This window comes from Enterococcus sp. DIV1639a (assembly GCF_050530445.1).
GTDB lineage: Bacteria > Bacillota > Bacilli > Lactobacillales > Enterococcaceae > Enterococcus_B > Enterococcus_B hirae.
The window spans coordinates 1,558,015-1,584,448 of sequence record NZ_CP172886.1; the positions used below are offsets into that span (position 1 = coordinate 1,558,015).

Here is a 26,434-nt window from a genome sequence, read left to right on the forward strand (position 1 = left end):
ACAAAAAAGAGTGAAAAGACTCAATGCTTTTCACTCTCATAATTATTGTTCAACTGAACGATCCATTCAATCGCTTAATTGTTACGTCCGAAAATTCTTAAGAATGCTAAGAACAAGTTGATAAAATCAAGGTATAGTTGCAATGCCAAGAAAACGGCAATTCCACTGTGTGCTGTCCCATTTGATTCTATATAGATTGACCGGATCTTTTGGTTGTCATATGCGGTAATTCCTGCGAAGATCACGACTAAAAGAAGAGAAATAAACAACTCTACTGCGCTGCTTCGTAAGATAAAGATATTCAAGACCATGGCAATAATGACACCGATCAATGCGGCCATTCCGGCACGGCCGACACCTGTCAAATCTTTTTTAGTAACCAAGCCTACAACGGACATCCCTAAAAACATTCCAGTTGCTGTAATAAACGCTCTGGTAATGCTACCGATATCATACATCGCTAATGTGACAGCTAACGTCAGTCCATTCAAGAGCGAATACGCAATAAAACCACCAATAGCTAAACTTGGGTTTTTAGCTGCTTTAACGCCCAATACAACTACTAAAATCAACTCTACGATCCAGAGACCCATAAAGCCTAAAGGGAAATTATTGATGAACGAGAAAACTTGTTGAGGATATACTTGTAATGCGAGATAAGAGATAATCGCACTTAATGCTAGACCTCCTCCTAGATAACCATAGACCTTAGCATAGAAGCGATTCAGTCCTGTTGAAATAGTACCTTGATTATTCATATGTTTCACCTTCACTTTCAAGAGTAATCTCTAATTCTGGTTCGACCGGTGGCTGAACCATCACTACTGCATCCAATACCCGATTTTCTTCGCTATTGTTTGCTTCGACAGAGATTGTCACGACATTTTTCATTTTGTCTACTTTGATAATATCAAACTGAAAAGTCAATGTTTGATAATGGAAAACTGGCTCAATAAAATTGACAGAAAAATTGACTACATGAGACCCAGGACCTGGCAAATGTTTTGAAATTGCACTGGTGATGATGCCCATCAACATGACAGAAGGCACAATCGGTTGTTGGTACTCCGTTTGTTTCGCAAAATCATGTTGGATGTAGAGTGGATTCGCATCATTTGTTAGTCCTAAATACAATAACAGCTGATTGTCTTCAATCGATTCAGTTAAAGACAACGAGTCCCCTTCCTCCAGTTCATTGATGGTTTTTCCTAATTTACGTGGTTTACTTATGTTCAAGTTAGTAACCCTCCAGTTTATATATTGATCACTTCTTATTGTATCAAAACAGTCCAAAAAGGCAAGTTACACTGATTAAAACAAGAAAATATTAACGAAACTGAAAGAAGACAGCGATGTTGATTCCTCTTTTGAAAACCAGAAAAATCAAAAAATCTCTACCTGTTAAGTTTCATTCTTTAACAGATAGAGACTGCTTTACAATCGACTACTTAAAAAATAGATTACAATACATTCTTTGTCGTACTACTTAATAATTTTTCATACGCTTGTTCAAATTTTTGAACGTCCCCTGCACCCATAAAGATAATGACAGCATCGTGGAAATCAAGTAAAGGAGAAACATTGTCTTCTTTGATCACTTGACCACCTTTTTTGATTTTATTGCCAAGATCTTCAATTTTGACATCGCCCTGTTCTTCTCGAGCAGAGCCAAATATATCACATAGATAAACTTTATCTGCAAGATCTAGTGCTTCTGCAAACTCATCCATCAAAGCAATTGTGCGGGTAAATGTATGAGGTTGGAAAACTGCAATGATTTCTTTATCAGGGTACTTTTGTCGAGCCCCATCGATTGTTGCTTTGATTTCAGCTGGATGATGAGCATAATCATCTACAACTGTCATATCAGCTACGATTTTTTCGCTGAAGCGACGTTTTACACCTGGGAATGTTAACAATTCTTTCGCTACTTCTTCTTGGTCTAGTTTTTCAAAATAAGCAACTGCGATCACGCCTAATGCGTTTAATATATTATGTTTACCAAAAGCAGGAACAGTGAAATGTCCCACAAATTCATCTTTGTGGTACACATCGAAAGCTGACCCCGTCGTTGTGCGTTCGATATTCCGAGCTTGGATATCATCGTCTTCAGAAACACCATAATAATAGATCGGAACATCTGCTTCTAATTTTCTTAAGTAAGCATCATCTCCATAGGCAAAGATCGCTTTTTTCACTTGATTTGCCATTGATTGAAATGCGGTAAACACATCATCAATACTTGTATAATAATCTGGATGATCAAAATCAATATTTGTCATGATAACATAATCAGGCGAATATGCTAAGAAATGGCGACGATATTCACAAGCTTCAAATGCAAAAAATTCTGCTTCGGGATCGCCATGTCCTGTGCCGTCACCAATTAAATAACTTGTTGGACGAATGCCAGTCAACATATGTGAAAGTAATCCTGTCGTACTCGTTTTACCATGTGAACCAGTCACTGCAATACTCGTGTAGTTTTGGATAAAGTCGCCAATAAAGTCATGATAACGAACAACTTCTAATCCCAACTCTTTCGCTCTTTGAATCTCCTCATGCGTATCTGGGAAAGCATTACCAGCAATGATCGTCATTCCAGGTTGAACATTCTCTGCACCAAAAGGCAAAATTTTGATATTTGCTTTTTCTAAATCCCTTTGTGTAAAGAAATATTTTTCGATATCTGATCCTTGTACTGGTAACCCTTGCTCGTGTAGGACAAGTGCCAATGAGCTCATTCCTGATCCTTTAATACCAACAAAATGGTATAATTTATTTTGATTTTCCATTTGAATCCTCTTCTCTTAAATATCATCCATTATTTTGTTTTCTATTACAACACGTTCCTCATTATCATATAAACCTAAAAAAATTTCAACCAAATATATTTGAAGAGGTTACTTACTTGAAAAATCGTTCAAATTTAAAAACTGGCTAACGCTCTCGTTTGGTCTACTAGGGATGATTTTCTCATGAACGCAAGAAAGTTCCTGAAACAGAAGAACGGATCCGTTGATAGGCTGACCAAACTTTTTGTGGGATGTCCACATGATTCATATAATTTTTCCCATTTGGTCCATAGCCCTGTTCATCATCCTTCAAACGAACCATTTCTCCTAAAACTAACGCATAAAAATAATCTTTCGACCATTGATCGTTCAACTCTGGCAGAGAAAAATGTAACTCTTCCGCTAGTTCAATTAATTGGGGAACAAATGGGACATAGTTACACCATTCTACTCCTGTGCCTTTCCAGACCTTCTCAAAAGTTGCTCTGGTACGTCGCTGTAATGTTGGATCATTCATAAGAAAAATCCGTTCAGGTAAAGCGCCCTTTTTTTGAAGGATCGTCAAGGCATGTTGTGCATTTTCCCCAGAGTTCGTCGAGGTTGTTTCTAAAATGAATCTTTCAGTTGGAATGTGGTATTTTTCTGTTAAGTAACGAAAACACATCTCACTTTCACTGAGTCCATCCTCAAATAAAACCCCTTGCTTTGCAAAATTTTGGCGAAGCACCTTAGTAGCATGTCCGATTCCTCCGACTAGAAAAATTTGCTGCACTTGTCCTTGCAAATACAGTTCAGCTGCCTTATCAGCAAGAATCGGTAAGCCATTGCCTGCTAGAATCACTATTGGTGCCGAATCATTTGTTCTTTGATCACTTGCATCAGCCAAAAAGGATAGCAAACAATTCCAATCTTTCAATTGTTCCCCTTGATTCGTCATGAGCTTTTTTCTCCTTTTTAAGATTTTTTACTTACTGGAAAGCTGTTCATTTGGCACTTTATCCAGTGTTTCCTTCCAAATCAAATGCCCTCGACATTTCCCGCAAACATAGCGTTTGGTATCGATTTTTCGTTTGCGGTAAATATCGGTTGTACAACTAGCACACTGATACCATTCAATTTTAGTCGTTTTCTTAGCAGAAAGATCAGGAGCGTATCTTAAACCACCTGTTTTTTTTAGTAAAGCCTTAAAATCAGCATCTCGATGACGATAACCTTTATTAGCTAAATGCAAATGATAATGACATAATTCATGTTTAATGATTGCAACTTTTGTCGCTTCATCCACTTCTTGAAACATCTTCCAATTAAAATCTAAATGATGGTCGTTTAAGTGATAACGTCCCCCTGTAGATCGCAAACGAGAATTGAATTTTGCTTGATGCTTAAAGGGCAATGAAAAACTATCTAGCGAGATTTTTTCAACGAGTTGCTGCAATTCGATTTCTGTCACTTTATTTCGCCTCATAAGGGGAAAGCATCGTTAAACTGATTCTTCCTTTATTGACATCAACAGCTTCAATCCAAACTGTTACAACATCGCCTACAGAAACGACATCAGTAGGATGTTTAACAAATTTTTTACTTAATTTAGAAAGATGAACTAATCCGTCTTGCTTTACACCGATATCAACAAACGCACCAAAGTCAATTACATTCCGTACAGTCCCTTTCAACTCCATCCCTGGTTTCAAATCTTCCATACTTAAAACATCTGAACGCAAGAGTGGGGCTGGCATTTCATCCCGCATATCTCTACCAGGTCGGGTTAACCCTTCAAGAATATCAGCTAACGTTTCTTCTCCTACAGATAATGTTTTGGATAAATGAGTGGAAGAAAGTTGAGATAGGGTTTCGATTGCTTCTTTTTTACCTAATGCTTTTTCTGATAACCCGTTGCTTTTTAGAATTTCTTTTGCAATTGGATAGCTTTCCGGGTGAATGCCTGTATTATCAAGAATGTTTTTCCCACCTGGTACACGGATAAACCCGATCGCTTGCTCATAAGCCTTTGGTCCTAAGCGAGGAACTTTTTTCAATTGCGCTCGCGTCTCAAACGCACCATTTTCTTCTCGATAAGTCACAATATTTTGAGCAGTTGTTTTATTCAAACCAGAGATGTGTTGCAATAATTGAGGGCTTGCAGTATTAACATCCACACCCACTTGATTGACCACAGTTTCTACTACAAAATCTAATTGTTCCGCTAAACGTTTTTGAGAAACATCATGTTGGTATTGTCCAACTCCTACAGCTTTAGGGTCAATCTTCACTAATTCAGCTAATGGATCTTGCAAACGTCGAGCGATCGACACTGCACTTCGCTCTTCCACTTGGAGGTCAGGAAATTCTTTGCGGGCAATATCACTTGCAGAATAAACAGAAGCTCCCGCCTCATTCACGATCGCATAGTACGCTTTATGATCAGCTGATTTTAATTGTTCAGCAACAAATTGTTCTGATTCACGGCTAGCAGTACCATTCCCTATTGCGACCATATCTACTTGGTATTGGTTGATCAATTGAACAAAAGCAGGTCCTGCAGCTTCACGTTTCGCTTGAGAAGCAGGTTTATGCGGATAGATGACTTCAATTGCCAAAACTTTACCTGTCGCATCTACTACAGCTAACTTACATCCTGTACGATAGGCTGGATCGAATCCTAAAACGACTTTTCCTTTTAAAGGAGGTTGTAACAAGAGATTACGGAGGTTTTCTCCAAAGATCGCAATTGCTTGCTCATCAGCTTTTTCAGTTAATTCATTGCGCACTTCCCGCTCAATCGCAGGTTGAATAAATCGTTTGTAACTATCTTGATAAGCATTCCTAACAAACATAGTTGCGGGAGAAGCTGGGTTATTGATCAATTGCCGCTCCAGATAAGACAAAATAGGTTCCTCTTCCACTTGGAGTCCGACTTTCAAAATGCCTTCTTTTTCACCACGATTCGTCGCTAAAATGCGATGAGAGACGATTTTATGAATGGGTTCGGCATAATCATAATACATTTCATATACCGCTTTTTCATCTAACTCCTTCTTTTTAACGACACTGACATAAGAACCTTTATTGTAGGTATAGGAGCGTACCCACGTTCTGTAAGTTGCATTATCACTGACTTCTTCAGCAATGATTTCGTGAGCGCCTTGCAATACTTCCTCGACCGTATGAACTTCTTTTTCATCATTGAGGTATTTTTTTGCTTCTGCATAGACATCTTCATTGGGCAATTGGCGAAGCCACTGGGCAAAAGGCTCTAATCCTTTTTCTTTTGCGATCGTCGCTTTCGTTCTGCGTTTTTGTTTATAAGGACGATACAAGTCTTCTACTTGTTGCATTTTAACTGCTAAAGTAATGTCTTTTTTCAATTCTGGCGTTAGCTTACCTTGTTCATCGATTAAACGAATCACTTCTTGTTTTCGTTTCTCTAAGTTTTCTAAATAAGCATAGCGCTCTTCAATTTCTCGAATTTGTACCTCATCTAAGCTACCGGTCATTTCTTTTCGGTAACGTGCAATAAATGGGACAGTATTTCCTTCGTTCAATAAATTCAATACGGTGGTAAGTTGTTTTGAATGATACATCGTTAGTTCTTTTTGAACTAACTGGACAATTGTTTGATTTAAATTCTCTGCCATCAATATACTCCCTTTTTAAGTTAAAGCCATTTTCATTATTCCCTGTTTCTAAATAAAAATGGTGGATTTTCTCACATACTTATTTATTTTATCATATTTGATAACAGTACTTATAGCAGCTCTTAGCAAAACAAATCAATCACACTAAAAATTCCCTATAATAGTTGAGGAATTTGAGTTTCCTCAATACTTTTATAAGGAATCATGTACTGTTATCCTGATCCATTAATTTCCTTGCCACGGTCCTTCAGTGTTTTGATACTCAATGTCTTGAACGATACCAGTTTCATCAAAAACCACACCATGCATCGATCCACCAAAGACTGCTCCACCGTCAATTCCGATTTTCTTATCGTGAATCCATAAATCTGTCGTTTCCATATCTCCGTGTAGCATAGGGGTAATGGTATGACCAAAAACGATTGTTTTTCCTGTATTATTTTTACCTTCATGGAAAGGTTCGCGGATCCAGATGAAATCATGAGGGTTTGTATCATGCCAATCTTTTTTAGTTAAGTCAACCCCTGCATGGACAAAGAGATAATTATGCCATTCATAATAAAGCGGCCGCTCACATAAAAAATCAATCAGTTCGCCATATCGTGAGCGAATCATCAACGCAATCTCTGTGGGCGAATACTCTTCAGTTGACCCAGGGTGTAAAAGACTGTCAAATGTTTCTTTGCCACCATTCCGTAAATAAGGCTCATACCAGTCTTCAGGACTTTGGAGGAACTGCAAAAAGTACTCTTCGTGGTTTCCTCGAAGATAAATCGCGTTATTTTCTTTGACTAGTTGCATACCTAGTAAAAAACATTCTTTCGTGTTAGGGCCTCTATCATTCAAATCCCCCATCAATACTAATTGATGATTTAATGGATCAAATTTGTTGACCAATTTTTTAAAGAGATCGTATTTTCCATGAACATCGCCAATCGCATACACCCACTTTTTCATGATGAAACTCTCCCTTTCCATTGTAGTATAACGTATCTTTCGCATAGATTTACACTTATCAAAAAGGTTTTTCCCTTTCCTATACTGATTTTCTCAATAAAAAGAAAAAAAGACAAGCCAAAAATAAAGATAGCAAAGGAATTCCCTTATTCACTCAGCGCTCAACTAGTGCTAGGTGATTGGAGAACAGCTTCTCCTGCTATGTTTATTTTTCAGCTTGTCACTAAATGCTAGTTAAAAAAAGCAGCTAATTTTTCTTCTACTTCTTTTTCAGACAGTTGATGCTCTTTGATGTAGCGGTTTTGTGGATGTTTTGCGCATTCGATCGAACAAGAACCTAAATGTTTTTCTTCATTTTCAACAGAAGCCAACATCTGACGATTGCATTCAGGATTGCCACAATTGATGTAGCGTTCGCAAGGCGTACCGTCGAACCAATCTTTGCCTACGATTCGTTTATCCACTTGATTGATATCAACTGCAATACGTTCATCAAACACATACATCTTACCATCCCACAATTCTCCTTGAACTTCAGGGTCTTTTCCATAAGTTGCGATCCCGCCGTGTAGTTGACCAACATCTTTGAAGCCTTCACGGACTAACCAACCAGAAAATTTTTCGCAACGAATCCCACCAGTACAATAAGTAACCACTCGTTTTTCCATAAATTCTTCTTTATGATCACGGATCCATTTAGGGAGTTCTCTAAAGCTTCTAATATCAGGACGAACAGCCCCACGAAAATGTCCTAGATCATACTCGTAATCATTTCTGGCATCAATGACAACAGTATCTTCATCTAAAATTGCCTCTTTGAATTCTTTTGGTGAGAGATAATCTCCTGTCAATTCGTGAGGATCGATATCGTCTTCTAATTTCAAAGAAACAAGTTCTGGTCGTGCACGAACAAACATTTTCTTAAATGCGTGGCCTTCACTTGGATCAATTTTAAAAAATGTATCAGCAAAACGCTCGTCTTGATGCATCATCGCCATATATTTTTCAGTTTCTTCGATCGTTCCAGACAATGTGCCGTTGATCCCCTCTTTGGCAACTAAGATTCTTCCTTTTAAATTCAACGATTTACAAAAGGCTAAATGTTCCTTCGCAAATTGCTCTGGGTCTTCAATGGTTGTGTAGTTGTAATAAAGTAATACTTGGTAATCCATGTTTTCTTTCCTTCCTTCTCTTCTCTCCAGAATAGTATAAAAAAAGTAAGGTTCGTTTGACGATATTTATGCTTGTGTATTTATGTTCAAACTCCTTAGTTAACATAATATAATTATCGTTTTTTAATTTAGGCAAACTTTACTACATAAAAGATGGAATAAGATGACCTCAACGATGGAATGACCATTTACATAAACTAGGTTCTACCAAGTGAAAAACACCCACTCTACTAGTCGCTAAACATTACCTGTTTAACTACTAGTAGAATGAGTGTCTGAAGACTACCTTCAAATCATTTCTTTATTTCCCTGTTACTGCAAAATAATTACCATCAGGATCGGCAAAATTAAATACGTATTCTTCACCTAACTGGACTAATTCGCCTAATACCGTACCTTGTGCTTGCATTTTCTTATATAAATCAAAAATATCATCGCTATAAAACATCAAGGATGGGGAACTTCCAGCAACTTCTGGGGAATGTTGTTCAATGAATTCCCGATCGTATAAGACAAGTGAAGTAGTCGCCTTCTCCGATTGGGCAATCTCTACAACCAATGTGCCATCCATTTCTTGACGATCTAATTCTTTGAATCCAACCGCTGTCCAAAAATCAACGTTTTTTTTCACATCATCAACATATAACATGATTTTCATTTCATTGGTAAACATGTAAATCCTCCTACATTTCTTCGTTTTAGAAGTCATAAGCTTAACTATTTTAGCATACGGAGATCGGAAAAGCTATCTTCACTCCATCTTTATACTCTTATACTTGCTCTTATTGTCATAGTTTTTGGAGTGGATGGAATCTCGTTTTCACTTTTCGGAATAAAATAGATTCTCTGTATCAATCGCTTATAAAAAAAACAGATCCCGTCTCAAAGACGAAATCTGTTTTTGGCTTATACCTAAGCATTGACATCAATGACTTTTGAATCATCTTTGATTGCTTCACGATCCAAGTCCTTAATTCTAGCACTTGTGACAATCCCGGCAACCATACTGCCACTGACGTTCGTTGCTGTTCGAGCCATATCAATCAATGGTTCTACTGAGATAACTAAGCCAACGATGGCAACTGGCAAATTCATCGCCCCTAAGACGATCAATGAAGCAAACGTTGCGCCACCACCAACACCGGCTACACCAAATGAGCTGATCGTGACGATTGCAACTAACATCAAGATAAAGCCAATACTAAAAACATCAATTCCAGCAGCTGGAGCAACGATCGTGGCTAGCATCGCTGGATACACACCTGCACAGCCGTTTTGCCCAATTGATAAACCAAAGCTGGCTGAAAAATTCGCTGTTGCTTCATCCACACCTAACGCTTTGGTCTGTGTTTCGATATTCAATGGCAATGCCCCTGCACTTGAACGTGAAGTAAAAGCAAAGCTCAATACTGGAAAAGCTTTTTTAAAGTAGTCAAACGGATTGACTTTCACTGAAAGCAAGATCAATGAATGAACTATCAAGACTGCTAGTAAAGCAACATACGAAGCAAGTACGAATTTTCCTAAATTGATAATGGCAACAAAATCACTAGTAGCCATCACATTCGTCATCAACGCAAAGACGCCATATGGAGTCAAACGTAAAACTAAGGTAACGATACGCATAACGATTTTATATAAACTATCAATCAAATTGGCAAAAAATTCTGCTTCTTTCGGTGCTTTTCTTTTGACTCCTAGATAAGCAATCCCGACAAATGCAGCAAAAATCACAACACCGATCGTACTTGTTGCACGTGTACCAGCTAGATCAGCAAAAACATTTTTAGGGATGAATGATAATATTTGTTGCGGAATCGTTAATCCTTGGATACTCTCTTGGCGAGTGGCTAATTCCGAGATTCGAGCTGTTTCTGCTGCGCCCTCGGTAAACTTTGCTCCTTGAAGACCAAATAATATGGTTGTACCGATTCCAATCAATGCAGCAATTGCTGTTGTTGCAAGCAGTGAGGTTAATACTGTTGCACTGATTTTACCTAATTTTTCAGAAACTTTCATTTTTGTAAATGCGCCAACGATCGAGACGAATACTAATGGCATAATCAGCATTTGTAAGAAGCCGACATAGCCTTCACCTACGATATTGATCCATTCCATTGATTGACTGATGACTTGGTTATCTACTCCAAAAATCAATTGTAATAAGCCACCAAATACGATTCCGATAGCTAGAGCTGTATAAACCCTTGTTGAAAATTTTGCATGGCGCTTTTGCATGCGATAGAAAACATATAATAATACCGCAAAAACTAGAACCACTAAAACTGTGATGAGTGTTGTCATTTTACTCCTCCTCTAATTTTTAATGACAAGTCCATCTAAGGAAGTAAAGGTTCCCGAAAATGATTCTTCAATCATTTTCCTGAAAATATTTTTTTCAGCGACTCGTTCATTCTAGACTATTTATGTAAAAAATACATTCGTTTTGCTTACAATTAGTAATAGAAAAAAAACAGTAGTGATAGCTTTTGTCTATCACTACTGGTTTTAAGCACGTTTTATGCTTCGTTTTCTTCTTTTTCAGATTGAAAATTTAGTTTCACGCCTGGTTGATCCAATGCAATCTCAGTTATTTCATAGGCCATTCGTTTGACGATGTCAAATAATGGCGCAACTAGCTCATCCACTTCTTCTTGTGTGACATCATTTTGTCCTTCAATCTTTCGATTAAGGATATGGTTAATTTGACTCACGCTTCCTGATAAAACATATGTATCAAAGACTAAGCGAAATTCTAAACGTGCCCCTACGATACTGTGTTCTTTCGGATAGTTCTCAATCGTCTCTTTCAGAGGAGAAAATCCTACTTTTAAATCTGTTTCAACTTCTTGATCAGGCCTTTTAAAGTCATAGTGAAATGCCTCTACTACTTCTTTTTGTCTTTTGATTTCCATTTGATCACTCCTTATTCAAATTATAACATACCTCACTTTGAAAGAGGATACTATTTTATTGCTTTCTCCTTGATATCAAGGATTTTTAAGAGATCATCTACAACATAATCCGCAGGAATATCTTGTAAAAAATGATCAATATCATACAAACAAGTCAAGACTCCTGCATTCTTACCAGCTTCTATATCTAAACGACGATCACCAATCATGATCGTTTCCGACTTTTTCAATTGATGTCTTTGGATCAAATGATTTAATGAGTCGGGCGCTGGCTTACGAGGAAAATTCCGATCAATCCCAATGACTTCTTCAATTAAATCAGTTAGATCAAACTGTTCAAGTAATCCCCAAGTTGAGGATGAGAGTCGATGGGTCAAAATAAAATGCTTTGCACCTTGGCTTTTCAATGATCGTAACACTTCTTGGGTGCCTGCAAAAGGCTTGGAAATTTTCTGACTCGCTGCTTCATAACGATGAAACAAGGGTGTAAATTGTTCTTCTGGTAATTGGTATTCTTTGATTAGTTGACGGGTGGAAAATTTCTTCATAATCGGATAAATCGTTTCTTGATCCGCTAAGATACCTAACGCAGCCATTGCTTGAAGCGCTCCATCGACCATGGCTGGATAAGTATCAAATAATGTTCCATCAAAATCCCAAACATAATTTTTTATCATCGTAACTTCTTTCCTTTAAATCTATTCATATTCCCACAAAACATGTCCCTCTTATAACAATTCTTTTCCGAGGATTTTTAACTCTTTATTTAAAGTGTATTGAATCGGTTGCGCATTCGGGATATCAATCGTATCCAACTGATTTTCTGGTACATCTTCTAAGTATTTCGTTAACGCACGTAAGCTATTCCCATGTCCAACCACTAAGACATTTTTACCAGCTAATAAGTGTGGTGCAAGTTCATCTTGCCATAAAGGAACCACGCGCTCAACTGTCATCTCTAAGCTTTCACCATGGGAGAGCAAACGTGGATCTAAAGAATCATAGCGTCGATCAAAATGGTTTTCTGATACGAGTGGTGGAACTTCTCGATAGCCACGACGCCATTTTTTGACTTGTTCTTCGCCATATTCTTTTTTCATCTCCGTTTTATTTTTACCAACTAATGCCCCATAATGTCGTTCATTTAACCGCCAAGTTTTTTGGACGGGAAGATACAATTGATTCATTTCTTCTAAAGCTAACTGTGACGTTTTGATTGCTCTTTTTAGTACAGATGTATAAACGATATCAAAAACAAGTCCTTGCTCATTCATTTTTCGTCCAGCTTCCGTTGCTTGTTGCATCCCCTTTTCAGTTAGCGCAACATCTAACCAGCCAGTCCAATAATTTTGAAAATTGGCTTCACTTTCACCATGTCGTAATAAGACTAACTTCATCCTCTTCACCTAGACTTTCGTTTCAAATTGGGTACCGCATTTTTTACAAGTCACTCGAATTCGTCCTTTACCTCGTGGCGCTCTTTGCTTTTGGTGACAAGTAGGACAAGAAAAAAACGTGTACTCCATCACTTTCTTTGAATTTTTTGGCTTTCTCAACTGAGAAAACCATAATTTTATTTGATTCGATTTTTCGATGAATTTACGATTTTCATTTATTCTTACATAGATTTTCTTCGATAACAATCGAAATACGATTAGACCGAGTAATCCCCAAAATAAGAAATAGCCGATTGAAAAAAGAAGTAAAAATTGAAACAGACGAAAGAATAGTGCCAGAATCAACAATACTCGGTTCAACGAATCAAATGTTGCATAACGTCCTTGCATCACTTGGTTGTATTTTCTTTTGTATTCAATCAAGCGTCTTAACCAAATTTGTGCCATCGTAACTCCTCCTGTTGCTCTTATTATGGCAAAAAAAGCAAAAAGAAAAAGCTTTAATTCGCTTTTTCCATTGTTAATTGATGAAGTGCATTCCGATTCTTCATAAAGTCAATCACGATGACTTTCTTTTCCTGCGCTCTTTGGACGACACGAAATGTATCCGCTAACGGTAACGTGAGCTTTCTAGAAGGCACTTCCTTCAAGCGAACAAATCGGCGAATCAGCGTTAAGAATTGTGTTAATTGAATCGATGTATGAACTAAATCAGGATATTTTTTTAATAATTGAGTTGTCTTTAATAAATGGCGTTTTTTACCAATTTCACTTAAAAAACTTTTTAAGATTTTTTGTTGCCGTTGAAAAATTGAAAACGAATCTTTCTCATCAATTTTATAACGCATTTGTCTTTGAAGTTCACTGACCGTTAACTGTATCAACTGGCCGTTCTCCTTGATTATCAAGCCATTTGGAAATAGCTCTGTTACTGACTGATCCCAACTTGTCAATGAAAGCTCAAGATAATCTTTCACAGGTAAATCAAGTTCTCTATTAAAAAAGAGCAAAAGTGCAGTTAACCCTTCTGATTGATAGATTTCTCCTAGTGTTTGACCTTCTAAATGAAACTCTGGCGAAAAATGCAACAAAGTTTTCCCCTTGTTTAACTGAACATAAAGAAAGGTCGAACGGTTGATGACTTGATCCTTTAGCACCACTAAAAAATTCATTTTTCTCCCCCTTTATCATTTTTAACATAGCATATTTTTAAAAAGTTGTCTGGTAAAAGAGGAGGGTTTCATAAAAATTTAGTAATTCATCAAATTCTCCTTAAAACAATGAAACCACCTGAGCGATTGTAGGTTCACTCCTCTTTTTCCATCAATTCTTTCATCTCGATCACTTCCCGATATTGGTGGATTTTAGTGATCCCAATGACTTTATCGACATCAATACTAAAACAGATACCATTGCCTGGAACATCAATGTTGATTCCCTGACCAATCGTCTCCATGACTTGATTGGTTAAACTATCAGGTACGAGGGTTAACACAATATCTTTTTCAGGTGAGATTTCCAGACCTAAAAAATTACTAGAATCATGAATCCCTGATCCACGCCCATGGAGTATCGTACCTCCAGCTGCTCCGGCTGTTTTTGAAAACTTAATCACTTCGTACCCCATTCCCCCATCAACAATCGTGACGATCATATTCAGATTCAACGCTACAGGATCTTTCATTTTTTTCCCTCCAACTGTTGTAATTTGTGTTTGGCTTGTTTATCTTTTTCATCTTTCCTTTTGTAGATATAGCCTAGAACCAATGTCGATAATATGGGCGTCAATGCAATCATAGCCACCACTCCAAATCCATCAATAATCGGATCTCTTCCTTCAATTTGCGTGGCGATTGCCACACACATCGATAAAATGAACGTGGAACACATGGGGCCAGTCGCTACCCCTCCGTTATCAAATGCCATAGCAAGAAAAATTTTATCAACCTTGCGCCCTAAAATGAAAGCTAAGCCATATCCTGGAATCAAAAAATAGTAGAGAGAAAACCCAACTAATAAACGCCACATAGATAACCCAACTGCTAAGCCAATCCCAATAGAGATGACTGCTAACATGATTTTTGCTTTGATTCTTCCCTCACTCAATTCTTCCACTTGTTTAACCATGACATGGATCGCTGGTTCTGCGAAACCAACTAAAAACCCCATCAAGAACCCTAAAGGTATCAAAAGCTGATTATGTTCTAAACTAGCAAGTACACTACCTAGATGTTGTCCAACAGGAACGTAAGCCAGATCGACACCATGCAGGAATAAGATCAATCCGACAGTAGTGATCAAAAAGCCCTTGATAATAGCCCAGAAACGTTCTTTACTCATCTGAAAGCTCAGGAAGTTCATGACTAAGAATAATAGTATGATCGGCGATATGGCGATTAACACCTCATAGGCAATGATTTCTATCCCCGAGAATAATTCTTGGACTATCTTCATTGAAAAATCACCCCTAAAATCATTACTGCCAGAATTGGACCTAAAGATGCAATCCCAACCATCCCAAAGCTATCATTGGCACTCGTTTCTTGACGAATCATACTAGTCAGTCCGCCAGCTAATGCTAGAATAAAAGGAACAGTAATCGGTCCAGTCGTAACGCCTCCAGAATCAAAAGCAATCGGCATAAATTCATTACTTGTAAAAAATGAAGCGACTAATACACCAACATAACCAATCGCCATCAATTGATAATAAGATAATTTGAAGACAACCCGTAAAAGAGCAAACGCTAAAAAGACACCTGTGCCAACGCTTACAATTCCAATTAACAACACTCGGCCAATCTTTCCTTCAGAAATCTGATTGACTTGTTGTCCCAACACTTGAACGGAAGGTTCTGCGATCGTGATTACAATTCCAATCATAAATCCTAAAGCAATGAGGATTGTGAGACTTTTCTTTTTGATCATATATTTTCCCACTAATCGCCCGACTTCCATCATCGAATAATCGGCGCCAAATAAAAATAGTGTCATGCCAATCATCATAATCCCTGCCCCAAACAAAAAAGAAATCATTTCATCTGAGTCAAGCGGTGCGAAAATAAAAGTTAAAATAACAATTAAAAGTGTCATTGGTAAAATGGCGATAACAACTTCTTTTAAATTTTTTAGCATATATCCTCCTCCTTTACTCTATTTTACCTGATTCCTTCACAAGTTACGAGCAGAACAGGTAAACGCTGTTATTTTTTTCAATAAAAAAATACTCAAATATGACATTACCGTAAAAAAAAGCCAAATTGAGCGAAAATCAAACTTGGTTTCGGCTCCTTTGGCTTCTCTTTATGTTATAAGCAACCCTGCTACTTCAAAATCAAGAATGAAAAACCATACGAGCCTTTCAATTTTTTGGGCTTGATTCTGAAAAGGAAGGTCTGCTGTTTAGCAAGGTACTCAAAAAACATCTGGAGCTTAGCGCCCTTTTTGTTTCACCCTGAAAAAGCAATCACAAAATAAGTACTCAGCTCTAAGACAAGGAAGCAATCAATTGTTTTCGAAATGCTTCGTATTCGTCTGCCTGTTTATTAAACAAACGTTGGTTGCTTGTATGGCTATCTTGCATCCATTCTTTTGGTTCGCTGCTGCCTAAAAATGCATCTAACAAGTGTTGTGTGACAATCGGATTCTTATTCACTGCTTCTTTGACCAGGTAAAAATCTTCAATTCCTCTTTGCAATTGTTTGTAACGTAAAGACAACAATAACTGTCCAGAATAGCTAGGATAAATGAGACAAGTATCACCGATCGGTAACGAACTAGTATTATAGCGGATATCTTCTCGCACATTTTCTGGCCAGCAATTATATGCCCAACGCAGCATACCATCTGTTTTGAAGCAATGCGCTAAAATTCCTTGGATACGAGTCTCTAGTAATGAGCTGTGTAAAAAGGTATTCGGACGATCAGGATAATTACAAATATAATATTGTGTCTTTCCTGGATGGCTTTGTGTTAACTGCTGATAATGGTTGCACGTACAATAAAAAGAAGTGACCGGAAAATCGACATCTGGCAGCAATTGTTCCAAGACGTTTTCTTTATCAAAAGCGACTTTTATCTGAACACTAGTATCCACTGACTTTAATTCTGCTAATGAAGCTTTAAAGGTGTCTATTTCGTGAATCTTCGGCTCATCAGAGATAATCCTGACTTTATCCCATACCCCAATCTCTTTGAAATGCTCAAATAATTGGTTGAAATAGGACTTCAATTCATTTTTGTTTTCGATGAATCCGATCTTTTGCAAGGCTTCATCAAAATAGCGAACCACAATTTTTTCAGGGTAATCTAACTGTTGGATCAATGGGAAGAATGGTACTTGCCACACACCTAACAAACCAAAGACGTTGATTTCTTGATCGATACCTGCTTCTGCCATCGTTTGAAGATAGCGATCTAAAATGGTGAAATCACACGTCAATTCTCCTTTGAGATCCTTCTTGACTTTGATCATTGAATACTCATAGAGATTCGCTGGATAGTCTTTGACGATATAATTGAACCAACCTTTCCAAGGGATCTCGCCTGCGATCACCGTTACCGCTTTTTGCCCAATTGCTGCTAAACTGGCGGCCATTTCACGAATCAACCGAAAATGAGCCTCACTCCACAACGGGACTTGAAAACTTCTCGCTAAATTAGACGGTTGTTGCCAAATATCCAAATTAAATTTCTGAGTCACGTTATCTGGAAAACAATAATCTGAAACGTCAATCATTAATTTTTTCGTCACTACTTCTTCGTCACCGGCTGTCAAATATGAACGGTAAACTGTTATTTCTAGTGAATAGCTGCCAGACTTGATTTCAGTATCCAGAGGAAATTCCAGATAAATTGGCGCATAACGATCGCCTGAATAAGTTTTCACTGTTTGTTCTAACAACTTATCAGCATACAATATATCTTCGTTGCCTAAATAATAGTCAATAAATTGAGCTTTTACTGGTAACGAGGATTCGATAGCGATACGATAAATCGGTATCTCAATAGCATCTGGTATCGAAAATTCATCCGATAGTACGAAATGGTTTTTTCGCCCGTCATGAAGTAGTAACTGACAAGCATTTTTACTGTTCTTATAAAAAGTTAATTCCGTAAGTTCCTGAGGCTGTTCAGCCGTCAGACGATTGGTCGCTTTATAACTTTCATGGACAAGGTAAGCTTGCATTCAATGCTCCTCCTTTGGTCGATTCAATCCATCGATCAATTGTTCAAATCGTTCATTCGTCATTTGATCTGGAATCATTCGCCGTAATTGCTTTAAATTAAGTCTTTTTACTAATTTGAAACGACTAGGATCTTGCCAAATAGGGAAAAATCGTTGGAGAACTTGCTGATTTTCTGCCTCTTTTACGAGTTGAAAAATCGGTATGTCGATGATCTCTCTGGTCGATAATTTGTTGCCTTTTTCTTGTTCTTCCCACTGTGATTCCATCCATTCCATCGCAAATGGAAACCAGCGAGCAAAACGTTCGTCTGTCACTTCATCAGATGTTCGGTACCACTTAGTTGCCAAAGAAAGTCCATGAGGTCCTTTTTGAAAAATATGTGATTCAAAAGGAACATCATTTTCTTCTAACGCACGTAAATATAGTAAGGAATTTTCGATAGGAACGATCGAATCTTCAAATGTGGAAAATAAAAACGTCGGCGGCGTATCACTCGTCACGCATTCTTCCAAAGAAGGAGCAGAAATACCCATGACCTCCGAAAAAGAAGAGAGGATAGCTGGATAACCTAATAAACATAGAGCAGGTTTGGTCGCTAACATTGTCGACATGGCTGCTGCTAAATGCCCACCTGCTGAAAAGCCAATGATCGCAATCTTATGACGATCAATCTGCCATTCTTCCGCACATTCTTGAAGTAATTCCATTGCTTTTTGTCCATCAGACAATGCTTTTTGAAAATGACGATGTTCTCCTACATGATAATGTAAAACACCTGCATGATAGCCCTTTGACAGAAAGCTTAATGCGATCGGTTCCCCTTCTCTTTCACTACAAAAAGAATACCCACCCCCAGGGATCACTAAAATAAACGGACGTTTTTCGATTTGCTGCGATTCAAACAATTCTTCTTGTAAGTAAAGCTTGAGACCGGTATTTGCCTTGCGATCAAAAATAATTTCTTTTGTTCTCATTGCTTCATTCTCCTAAGCCATTTTCCTCAATCACTTGTTGATACCAATAAAAGCTATCCTTTTTATACCGTGCTAAATCGAGTAACTCTTCATCGGTCCGATTGACATAGATAAATCCGTACCTTTTATTGATTCCTTCATGGGTACTGATCAAATCAATCGCACTCCATGGGCAATAACCGATCACCTCAACGCCATCTTCAATCGCTAAAGCCATTTGCTGGATGTGTTGATGTAAATAATCAATCCGATAATCATCATGGATTTTCCCGTAAATGAGTTGTTCTGATGCACCGATCCCATTTTCTGTCACCAAGAGTGGTAAGCGATAGCGAGAATAAATTTCATTTAAAGTAAAACGAAACCCTTCTGGATCAATAGGCCAGCCAAATTCCGTCATTGGTAAATGTGGATTTTCGACTGTTTGAAAGAATCCTGGAATCCCAAAACCGGATTGCTGATCTATTTTTTGTTCTTTAGCAAAATAACTGGAGACGGTCATTGTATTATAGTAGTTAAAAGCAATGTAGTCTCCTGTTCCTTCTGCTAAAATCGTTTGATCTTCTGCAGTAATCACTGGTGCCGCACCAATCTTCTCTAATAAATGCCAAGCATTATGATTGTACTTCCCAAAAACAGCAACATCTAAAAAGAGCCAATTTCTAAGCGCACTCATATATAAAGCGGCCATCTGATCCTCTGGTTTATCTGAAGCAGGATACACACTAGCGATGTTAGGTGCTGGTCCAATTTTGCCGTTATAATTCCCTTTGTGGTAATTACTGGTCACGAGGGCTTGTGCGACTAACATATGATGGTTTTCTTGGAATTTTTCTTTCATACTTTTATTACTTGTCCCAATTACAGAACCAGCCAATGCCATGACATTTTGTTCATTGATTGTTTGCCAAAGTGGAACATCTTGCCCAAAATGGTCAAATAATACCTGACAATAATCCGCAAAAGCTTGAATCGTTTCTCTATTTTCCCAACCACCTTTTTCGGCAATGGACGCAGGCAAATCAAAATGGAAAACAGTTACGATTGGTTGGATATCATTTTCTTTCAATAACTCAATCAAACGTTTGTAAAAAGCAATACCAGCTGGATTCACTTTTCCATTAGGCATTACACGACTCCATGAAATCGAAAAACGATAAGCTTTTAGTCCTAACTCTTTAAACAAACGGACATCTTCTTCCAATCGATGGTAGTGGTCAGAGGCAACTTTAAAATCAGTCGTTCCTTCTGGGATAGACTTGATATCCTGAACAGATGGTTCTTTCCCCTCTTCATTCCAAGCGCCTTCTACTTGATAAGCACTGGTAGAAGCTCCCCATAAAAAATCTGTTGGAAATTTATTTTTCATCTTCATTCTCCTTTATGGCCGCACCAATTAAATTGGCGTCTGCTTGAAATTTTGCTGCTTCAATCGTCATTGGTTGTAATGTTTTTTTGATGATTGGTGCTACTGTAAACAGCTCTTGATAAGCTTGTTGAATCGTCTGGATCAAATATTCTTGTTGACTGATTCCTCCACCAATGACGATCTTTTCAACATCTAGCAGCGTTTGAACATTGAAACAAAGAAAAGCAACCTGTTTACAATAATCATGAAATAAAGCTTTGGCTGACTCATTCTCACTGTCTTTTAAGGCAGCAAAGACCTGTTCGCCCTCGTTGTCTACTTTTAATAATTCAGCTAATTGTTTGATCAACCAAACAGCCGACAGTCCCATACCTACAAACGAGTCTTGACCAGTAATCTGACGATCACGGATCATAAAGCTAATTTCACCGGCTTGCATGTGCGTTCCTTTATAAAGCTGTCCATTGATACAAATGCCCATGCCAACTCCAGTTCCCAAAATAATTGCTGCGCCTTGTTGGATCCCTTTTAAATTGCCATATTTCATTTCACAGGAAGTAGCAGCTTTGGCATCATTTTCAACGAACACTTCGAAATTCTCCAACTCTAAAAACGATTGCAATTGGAGTTGATCCAGATAAGGAACAGCACCGCCGAAGCGAACTGTCCCAGACTGATCAACCGATCCAGGTACTGAAAAAGCAATTTTATGGAATGATTGGATTTCTTGATAGTCACGAATCATTTGTGATAATAATCGTTGAAATTGCTCTTTGTCTGAAGGTGTTGGAAAACGCTTTTTAAAAGAAACTTCATTCTGAGAAATCAGAGCGGTCTTGATCATCGTCCCTCCAATATCAATCCCTAAAACGACCATTTGCTCTCCTCCATTATGCTTGAACTTCTTCTGCAATCACACCAGCCATCTTTTCTTTTGCTTCCTTAGCTTCGGCTTCTGCTTTTAATTCTAATTCATACTCTTTTTTGTCAGCAATCTTGATAAATGGATACCACATCAAGATCCCGATGCCCATGCAAATAACCATCAAGATTGTATAATTTATCCCACCAGAAAGTGGCATCTTAACAAAAGTTGGTGTCGTCCAAGGCAATAAACTTATCATTGGGTTCAATGAAATCGGTAAAATGGTTGTGGTTAATCCCCACGTCACAAAGCCTGCAATCAACTGTGTAAAGACTTGTGGAATGAAAAACAATGGATTTAAAATAATCGGCATACCAAACATCAAGGGTTCCGTAATGTTGAAAATGGCAGGAATCACGGATAATTTCCCAAGTTGTTTCATTTTGGCAGATTTACTACGAATCATAAAGAACGTCACAAATCCCATGAAGCCTGCAGCGTACATTCCCATGTAGATCACAGAAGGAATCAAGTAAGGCAAAGCTTCATTTTTTTGGAAAGCTGCGATATTTGAGACAACCATCGTCATACTGATTGCTCCTAATGGTCCTTGTAAAACTGCGTTGTGAATCCCAAAGAACCAAAGGACAGCTAATACTTCCATGATAATAATAATTGATAATGGACTAGCAACCAACGCGTTAAGCGGTGCATTGATCACATCGATAAAGAATTGAAAAATCGAGCCAGATTTTGTCAAACCAAATAAGATACGCAGAATAAATACAAAGACAAAGATGATTGTTACAACAAAGACCGGTGCCAATGATTGCGTAACCATCGGAGGTACGCTATCTGGTAATTTAAGCACAATATTTTTTTTCGATAGATAAGCATAAAGTTGAGTAACCACTAACGCAACGATCATTCCAATAAACAAGCCTTGTCCGCCTAAGAAATCTAAGCGTAATGCTGCAATCGTAGAGTCTACAGCCTCTCCATTTTGCATAGCCATTGTTGCGACAGTTTGAGGCATCAACATCACAAAACTAGCTAAAGAAATAATTGCTGCGTTTCGCTCATTCGTCCCCAGTTGTTTTGCATAAGAAAAAGCCAGACTATAAACGACATACAATGAAAATACCCCAGTTGCACCATTTGTAATAGCTTCTACATGTGGGTAAATACCTAATGAAGTCAAATAATCGATCCAACCAGGAATTGGGAAGTTCCCTACGATCGTAATCAGCGCAATCCCCAAAGTGATTGGACTCGTACGAATAAACCCTTCCATCAAAGCAGCTAACACTTTATTTTGTTGTAATTTTTGCGATAATGGTAATAACTTACTTCCTAAAAACGCTTCTAATTTTTCCATCGTAATCCCCCTATTGTTTATATTCCCATGTGGTAACACTTTCTAACCCGTCGACATTTAAATAAAAATGGTAGACACCTTCTTCTATCCAACTATTTCCATTATTATCAAAGATAGCTAAGTCAGAAATTGGAATATTGATTCTTGCTTGCTTTTCTTGATTTGCTTCTAAATAGATTCGCTGACTGCTGACCAATCGTTTTTCCGGTTGGACAATCGAAGCATATTCTTGATGAAGATAAAGATGTGTCACAGTTTCTGCTGAAACATCCGATCGATTTTTCACTAAATAATTGATCTCAATAAATTGGTCTTTTTGCTCACTTCTCAGTAATTGACTTTCGAATGAGGCGTAACTCATTCCCGTTCCAAATTTGAATAGCGGATCATTGGATTCATCGATATATTTTGAGACAAAACGCTCAGAATGATTGCTTGTTGATATTGGTCTGCCTGTGGAGGTCTGAGCATAATAAATCGGTAGTTGTCCTTCACTTCTAGGAAACGTCATCGATAGACGAGCAGAAGGACTGACTTTACCAGCAAGTAAATTAGCGATTCCGATCCCACCCATCGTTCCAGGAAACCAGACAAGTAATAAACTATCGAAATATTTTTCTATATCCGTTATGACTAGCGGTCGACCGGTATATAGTACGCCTATAATTGGTTTATTTAATTCATGTAATTTTTTGATCAAACGTCGTTGTTTTTTTGAAATCTGTAAGTGAGCTTTAGAAGCTCCTTCACCACTTTCGAGAAATTGTTCGCCAAATGTTAATACAATCACATCAGCTTTTTGAGAAATCTGGTAAGCTTCTTCCATTAATGATTCCTCTTCTGCAATTGGCCCATTCAATAATTCCATTCCTTTTTTCAGAGGTCCAAACCCATCATAAGAATCGAATAAATTGTATCCTTTAGCAAACATTAAGTGATCTGTCGCAAAATGGCGACTCAATCCTTCCTTCAAAGTAACCGTATCTTGTGGCTTTCCGCTGACTGAAGCCCAAAAACCTAAAGTGAGAGGACTTTCGCCGTATGGACCGATCACAGCAATTTTTTGCTTTGGTACTAATGGAAGTGTGTCATTATTTTTTAAAAGAACACAACTTTTTTCAACCAACTCGACTGCTGCTTCTTTAGCTTTTTCGGTTAAGATTTCTCCAGTATTCACTTCTTCCAAGCCACGATAAGGATTTTCAAATAAGCCCAATTTATTTTTTAGCATTAAAATACGCCACACCGCTTCATCGAGAAGTTGCATAAATCGTGGCTCTTGTACTAATTCAGACAGGTGATTGGCATAAATCGAAGTCATCATGTCTAAATCAACACCTGCAATGAGTGCCTTTTTGGCTGCATCTATTTCGTCTTTGGCATACCCGTGAGGAATCAGTTCTTTGATTGCTGCATAGTCTGAAACTAATACGCCATCAAAACCAAAGCGAGAACGTAAAATCTCTCGATTCAACCATTCATTTCCAGTTGCAGGTACTCCATTCAACAAATTAAAAGCAGTCATTACTAATTCACATTTTGCTTCAATTGCTGCTTGATAAGGCTGTAGATATTCATTGAAAAGCCGTTGATGGGACATATCTACCGCTTGATATTCTCGTCCTGCTTCCGGTGCTCCATAAGCTGCAAAGTGCTTCAGACATGCAGCTACATGTTTTTCTGGAATTTTTGTCTCACTATCTCCCTGATAACCATTGACGATACTTTTTGCAAACTCTTTCGCCGTATAAACATCTTCGCCTGGAGATTCCATAACCCTCCCCCAACGTGGATCACGCGCTAAATCTAACATTGGTGAAAACAAGACATGTAAGCCATTTAAATAACTTTCTTCTGCTGTTAACTTAGCTGCTTGTTGAATTAACTCAAAATCGTAAGAACCAGCTTGAGCTAGAGGTATGGGGAAAATTGTCCGAAACCCATAGATGACATCTGACATAAACAACATGGGTATCTTGTGTTTACTTTTTGCTAAAACTTTTGTTTGTAGTTCTTTTAATTTTTGATGATCGTTGATATTATAAATAGAGCCAATCTCAAATACGTCTAACTCTTGAGGTAATCCTAATTCTTCCATTGGCCCAGTATTCATCACATCATTTTCTGATAGAATACTTCCATTCAGTTGGATCGTTTGTGCGATTTTTTCCTGAACAGATAATCGATCAAACAAAGCTTGTAACTGATCTGTTTCCATCGGCGCCTCCTTTGTAACCGCTTTATAGAACAGATTATAAAGAATAAAAAACGAATTTTATATAAAAAAATTAGCATTTATACCAAAATGTTCGCGCTATACAAAATTTATTCGTGTAAAATAAAAAGAAAGAATTCGTCACAAGGAGTATTTACATTATGACTACTGATACGATTAAAATAACTATGGATTTATTGTACCGAAAATATCTGATTCCGATGCTATTATTTGATGAAAACGGATATCTCATCCATCCAAAAAATTTAGAAGACTTACCAATCACGATCAGTACCTATTTTCCATTTAAAAAAACAGAGCAGATCCAGCTTTACCATACAACATCCTATTTATACGGCTATTTTTGTTTTAAATCTGATCAAAAGGAATATCAGATGATCATTGGCCCTTGCGGTATTATCGGTTCAAAAGAAACCTCTTGTTTTTTTATGGGGCATGAGTACCATTATAATATTCATTATTCCAAAGAAGACAAGTATTCATTTGAAGAATATATCCAACTATTACACACGATTCTGACTCAGCGACCAACCAAAAAGGAAGAATTTATTTGGTACTTTCAACAAGAAAAAAATAAAAAAAATCGATCCACTGATTACAGCCTGGAAAATAATCTTTATGATCGACGGATCCACAAAGAAACCTTCGATTCGTATCATTTTGAATTACGCTATCTAGATTACATCAAACGAAACGAACCTGAAAAAGTCATTTGGGTCTTCAATAAAATGAAAGAAACCTATAAAGTCTCTTTATCCCCCTTTGAATTGGAAGGGTTGAAACTTAAATTTGCCTCGTTCGTAGCCATCGTTACCAGAATGAGTATTGAAGAAGGCGTACCGATCAATCAAGCCTTCGGTCTGTCCGACTCTTTGATTCAGGGACTGATTTATATCCACTCAGTCAAAGAATGTCTGCAATATATGAAAGAAGCAACTTTCCGTTTTATGGAACTTCTTCATAATTTTCCTTTAGCTCAAAAATCCATGTTAGTAAAAACGATTGTCAACCACATTGATAATCATTTATACGAACGCATCACCGTCGACGAGTTAGCTGCCATCACTGAAAAACATAAAGCACATATTTGCAGCCACTTCAAAAAAGAAATGGGGATTACCATTCACGGATACATTCAAGAAAAAAAGATAACCGAAGCAAAACATTTGTTATTGTTTACAGATCATTCTTACGATGAAATCAGTCACTTGCTTGCTTATTCTAGTCAAAGTCATTTTATTCAAGTGTTCAAAAAGGTCGCCGGCTGTACCCCAAAAGAATACAAAAGTATCCACTATGCCCATTCATTAGTCTGAAAATGCCTTAACTACTAAGTCGTTCTCCATTTATCTTGATCGAAATCAGATAGGTTCAATACTTTCATGTATGTATTTTTAACTGCTTTTGGTTTGAGTAAATGTAGTAAAAACAAGCCGAAGAACACTAAAATCAAGGAAATGATTTTAGATTCTTCGGCTTATTTCATCAACCTAATTATGCGTGGCGCTACTCTCTCGATCGTGTCAAACTTCGTCCCATTCCTCAGAAAGATC

The 26,434-nt window shown here is 37.6% G+C and carries 25 protein-coding genes; 1 reads left to right on the forward strand and 24 read right to left on the reverse strand.

Annotation, left to right across the window (positions count from 1 at the left end; genetic code table 11):
* Nucleotides 1-74: 74 nt before the first annotated feature.
* The 24 genes from IGJ32_RS07060 to IGJ32_RS07175 all read right to left on the reverse strand — a co-directional run bounded on the left by IGJ32_RS07060 (nucleotide 75) and on the right by IGJ32_RS07175 (nucleotide 24,863).
* Nucleotides 75-758, reverse strand: a complete 684-nt coding sequence (locus tag IGJ32_RS07060; protein ID WP_053766814.1) for a Bax inhibitor-1/YccA family protein — start codon at nucleotides 756-758, stop codon at nucleotides 75-77.
* Nucleotides 751-1,236, reverse strand: a complete 486-nt coding sequence (locus IGJ32_RS07065; RefSeq protein ID WP_010737681.1) for a MaoC/PaaZ C-terminal domain-containing protein — start codon at nucleotides 1,234-1,236, stop codon at nucleotides 751-753. The genes IGJ32_RS07060 and IGJ32_RS07065 overlap by 8 nt, the downstream gene beginning before the upstream one ends.
* Before the next feature lie 224 nt (nucleotides 1,237-1,460).
* Entirely contained in the window at nucleotides 1,461-2,795 is a 1,335-nt protein-coding gene (murC, locus tag IGJ32_RS07070; protein ID WP_088744860.1) for a UDP-N-acetylmuramate--L-alanine ligase, read from the reverse strand.
* A gap of 181 nt (nucleotides 2,796-2,976) precedes the next feature.
* Nucleotides 2,977-3,732 carry a YdcF family protein gene (locus IGJ32_RS07075; protein WP_207414189.1) on the reverse strand — a complete coding sequence of 252 codons (756 nt, stop codon included), beginning with the start codon at nucleotides 3,730-3,732 and terminating at the stop codon, nucleotides 2,977-2,979.
* Nucleotides 3,733-3,759: 27 nt separating this feature from the next.
* The gene (locus tag IGJ32_RS07080) at nucleotides 3,760-4,245 is read right to left on the reverse strand and encodes a SprT family protein (protein WP_342081759.1); all 486 of its coding nucleotides are present in this window, start codon (nucleotides 4,243-4,245) and stop codon (nucleotides 3,760-3,762) included.
* A 1-nt stretch (nucleotide 4,246) separates the two neighbouring features.
* Entirely contained in the window at nucleotides 4,247-6,430 is a 2,184-nt protein-coding gene (locus tag IGJ32_RS07085; RefSeq protein WP_010737685.1) for a Tex family protein, read from the reverse strand.
* A gap of 225 nt (nucleotides 6,431-6,655) precedes the next feature.
* Nucleotides 6,656-7,387, reverse strand: coding sequence for a metallophosphoesterase family protein (locus IGJ32_RS07090; protein WP_342081760.1), 732 nt, complete (start codon nucleotides 7,385-7,387; stop codon nucleotides 6,656-6,658).
* A gap of 230 nt (nucleotides 7,388-7,617) precedes the next feature.
* Complete coding sequence (locus tag IGJ32_RS07095; RefSeq protein ID WP_342081761.1) at nucleotides 7,618-8,559, reverse strand: rhodanese-related sulfurtransferase; 942 nt, start codon at nucleotides 8,557-8,559, stop codon at nucleotides 7,618-7,620.
* A gap of 301 nt (nucleotides 8,560-8,860) precedes the next feature.
* Nucleotides 8,861-9,232 carry a VOC family protein gene (locus IGJ32_RS07100; RefSeq protein WP_010719026.1) on the reverse strand — a complete coding sequence of 124 codons (372 nt, stop codon included), beginning with the start codon at nucleotides 9,230-9,232 and terminating at the stop codon, nucleotides 8,861-8,863.
* Nucleotides 9,233-9,471: 239 nt separating this feature from the next.
* On the reverse strand, nucleotides 9,472-10,863 hold the full coding sequence (locus tag IGJ32_RS07105; protein WP_010719025.1) for an L-cystine transporter: 1,392 nt from the start codon (nucleotides 10,861-10,863) through the stop codon (nucleotides 9,472-9,474).
* A gap of 215 nt (nucleotides 10,864-11,078) precedes the next feature.
* Entirely contained in the window at nucleotides 11,079-11,474 is a 396-nt protein-coding gene (locus tag IGJ32_RS07110; protein ID WP_010719024.1) for a DUF1149 family protein, read from the reverse strand.
* Nucleotides 11,475-11,524: 50 nt separating this feature from the next.
* Nucleotides 11,525-12,148 carry an HAD-IA family hydrolase gene (locus IGJ32_RS07115; RefSeq protein ID WP_178287269.1) on the reverse strand — a complete coding sequence of 208 codons (624 nt, stop codon included), beginning with the start codon at nucleotides 12,146-12,148 and terminating at the stop codon, nucleotides 11,525-11,527.
* Between the two features lie 54 nt (nucleotides 12,149-12,202).
* Nucleotides 12,203-12,871 carry a 2,3-bisphosphoglycerate-dependent phosphoglycerate mutase gene (locus tag IGJ32_RS07120; RefSeq protein ID WP_063627192.1) on the reverse strand — a complete coding sequence of 223 codons (669 nt, stop codon included), beginning with the start codon at nucleotides 12,869-12,871 and terminating at the stop codon, nucleotides 12,203-12,205.
* Between the two features lie 9 nt (nucleotides 12,872-12,880).
* The gene (locus tag IGJ32_RS07125; protein WP_342081762.1) at nucleotides 12,881-13,318 is read right to left on the reverse strand and encodes a hypothetical protein; all 438 of its coding nucleotides are present in this window, start codon (nucleotides 13,316-13,318) and stop codon (nucleotides 12,881-12,883) included.
* Between the two features lie 53 nt (nucleotides 13,319-13,371).
* Nucleotides 13,372-14,043 carry a hypothetical protein gene (locus IGJ32_RS07130; RefSeq protein WP_342081763.1) on the reverse strand — a complete coding sequence of 224 codons (672 nt, stop codon included), beginning with the start codon at nucleotides 14,041-14,043 and terminating at the stop codon, nucleotides 13,372-13,374.
* A gap of 134 nt (nucleotides 14,044-14,177) precedes the next feature.
* Nucleotides 14,178-14,555 (reverse strand): P-II family nitrogen regulator, encoded by a 378-nt coding sequence (locus IGJ32_RS07135; protein WP_010719019.1) that lies wholly within the window; start codon nucleotides 14,553-14,555, stop codon nucleotides 14,178-14,180.
* Nucleotides 14,552-15,325 (reverse strand): DUF1538 domain-containing protein, encoded by a 774-nt coding sequence (locus tag IGJ32_RS07140; protein ID WP_063627193.1) that lies wholly within the window; start codon nucleotides 15,323-15,325, stop codon nucleotides 14,552-14,554. The genes IGJ32_RS07135 and IGJ32_RS07140 overlap by 4 nt, the downstream gene beginning before the upstream one ends.
* Nucleotides 15,322-16,005 carry a DUF1538 domain-containing protein gene (locus tag IGJ32_RS07145; protein WP_010737694.1) on the reverse strand — a complete coding sequence of 228 codons (684 nt, stop codon included), beginning with the start codon at nucleotides 16,003-16,005 and terminating at the stop codon, nucleotides 15,322-15,324. Before IGJ32_RS07145 ends, IGJ32_RS07140 begins: the two co-directional genes overlap by 4 nt.
* Before the next feature lie 352 nt (nucleotides 16,006-16,357).
* On the reverse strand, nucleotides 16,358-18,058 hold the full coding sequence (locus IGJ32_RS07150; protein WP_430610322.1) for a DUF4091 domain-containing protein: 1,701 nt from the start codon (nucleotides 18,056-18,058) through the stop codon (nucleotides 16,358-16,360).
* On the reverse strand, nucleotides 18,059-19,033 hold the full coding sequence (locus IGJ32_RS07155) for an alpha/beta hydrolase (RefSeq protein WP_342081764.1): 975 nt from the start codon (nucleotides 19,031-19,033) through the stop codon (nucleotides 18,059-18,061).
* Between the two features lie 4 nt (nucleotides 19,034-19,037).
* Nucleotides 19,038-20,402: a glycoside hydrolase family 1 protein gene (locus IGJ32_RS07160; RefSeq protein ID WP_342081765.1), complete on the reverse strand. Its 1,365-nt coding sequence runs from the start codon at nucleotides 20,400-20,402 to the stop codon at nucleotides 19,038-19,040.
* Nucleotides 20,392-21,279, reverse strand: a complete 888-nt coding sequence (locus IGJ32_RS07165; RefSeq protein ID WP_342081766.1) for an ROK family protein — start codon at nucleotides 21,277-21,279, stop codon at nucleotides 20,392-20,394. Before IGJ32_RS07165 ends, IGJ32_RS07160 begins: the two co-directional genes overlap by 11 nt.
* A 13-nt stretch (nucleotides 21,280-21,292) precedes the next feature.
* Nucleotides 21,293-22,645 carry a PTS sugar transporter subunit IIC gene (locus IGJ32_RS07170; protein WP_010737699.1) on the reverse strand — a complete coding sequence of 451 codons (1,353 nt, stop codon included), beginning with the start codon at nucleotides 22,643-22,645 and terminating at the stop codon, nucleotides 21,293-21,295.
* Between the two features lie 10 nt (nucleotides 22,646-22,655).
* Nucleotides 22,656-24,863 (reverse strand): glycoside hydrolase family 3 N-terminal domain-containing protein, encoded by a 2,208-nt coding sequence (locus IGJ32_RS07175; RefSeq protein WP_342081767.1) that lies wholly within the window; start codon nucleotides 24,861-24,863, stop codon nucleotides 22,656-22,658.
* A 158-nt stretch (nucleotides 24,864-25,021) separates the two neighbouring features.
* On the opposite strand from IGJ32_RS07175, the gene IGJ32_RS07180 reads away from it, so the two are divergent.
* Nucleotides 25,022-26,197: a helix-turn-helix transcriptional regulator gene (locus tag IGJ32_RS07180; RefSeq protein ID WP_161651752.1), complete on the forward strand. Its 1,176-nt coding sequence runs from the start codon at nucleotides 25,022-25,024 to the stop codon at nucleotides 26,195-26,197.
* Nucleotides 26,198-26,434 lie beyond the last annotated feature (237 nt).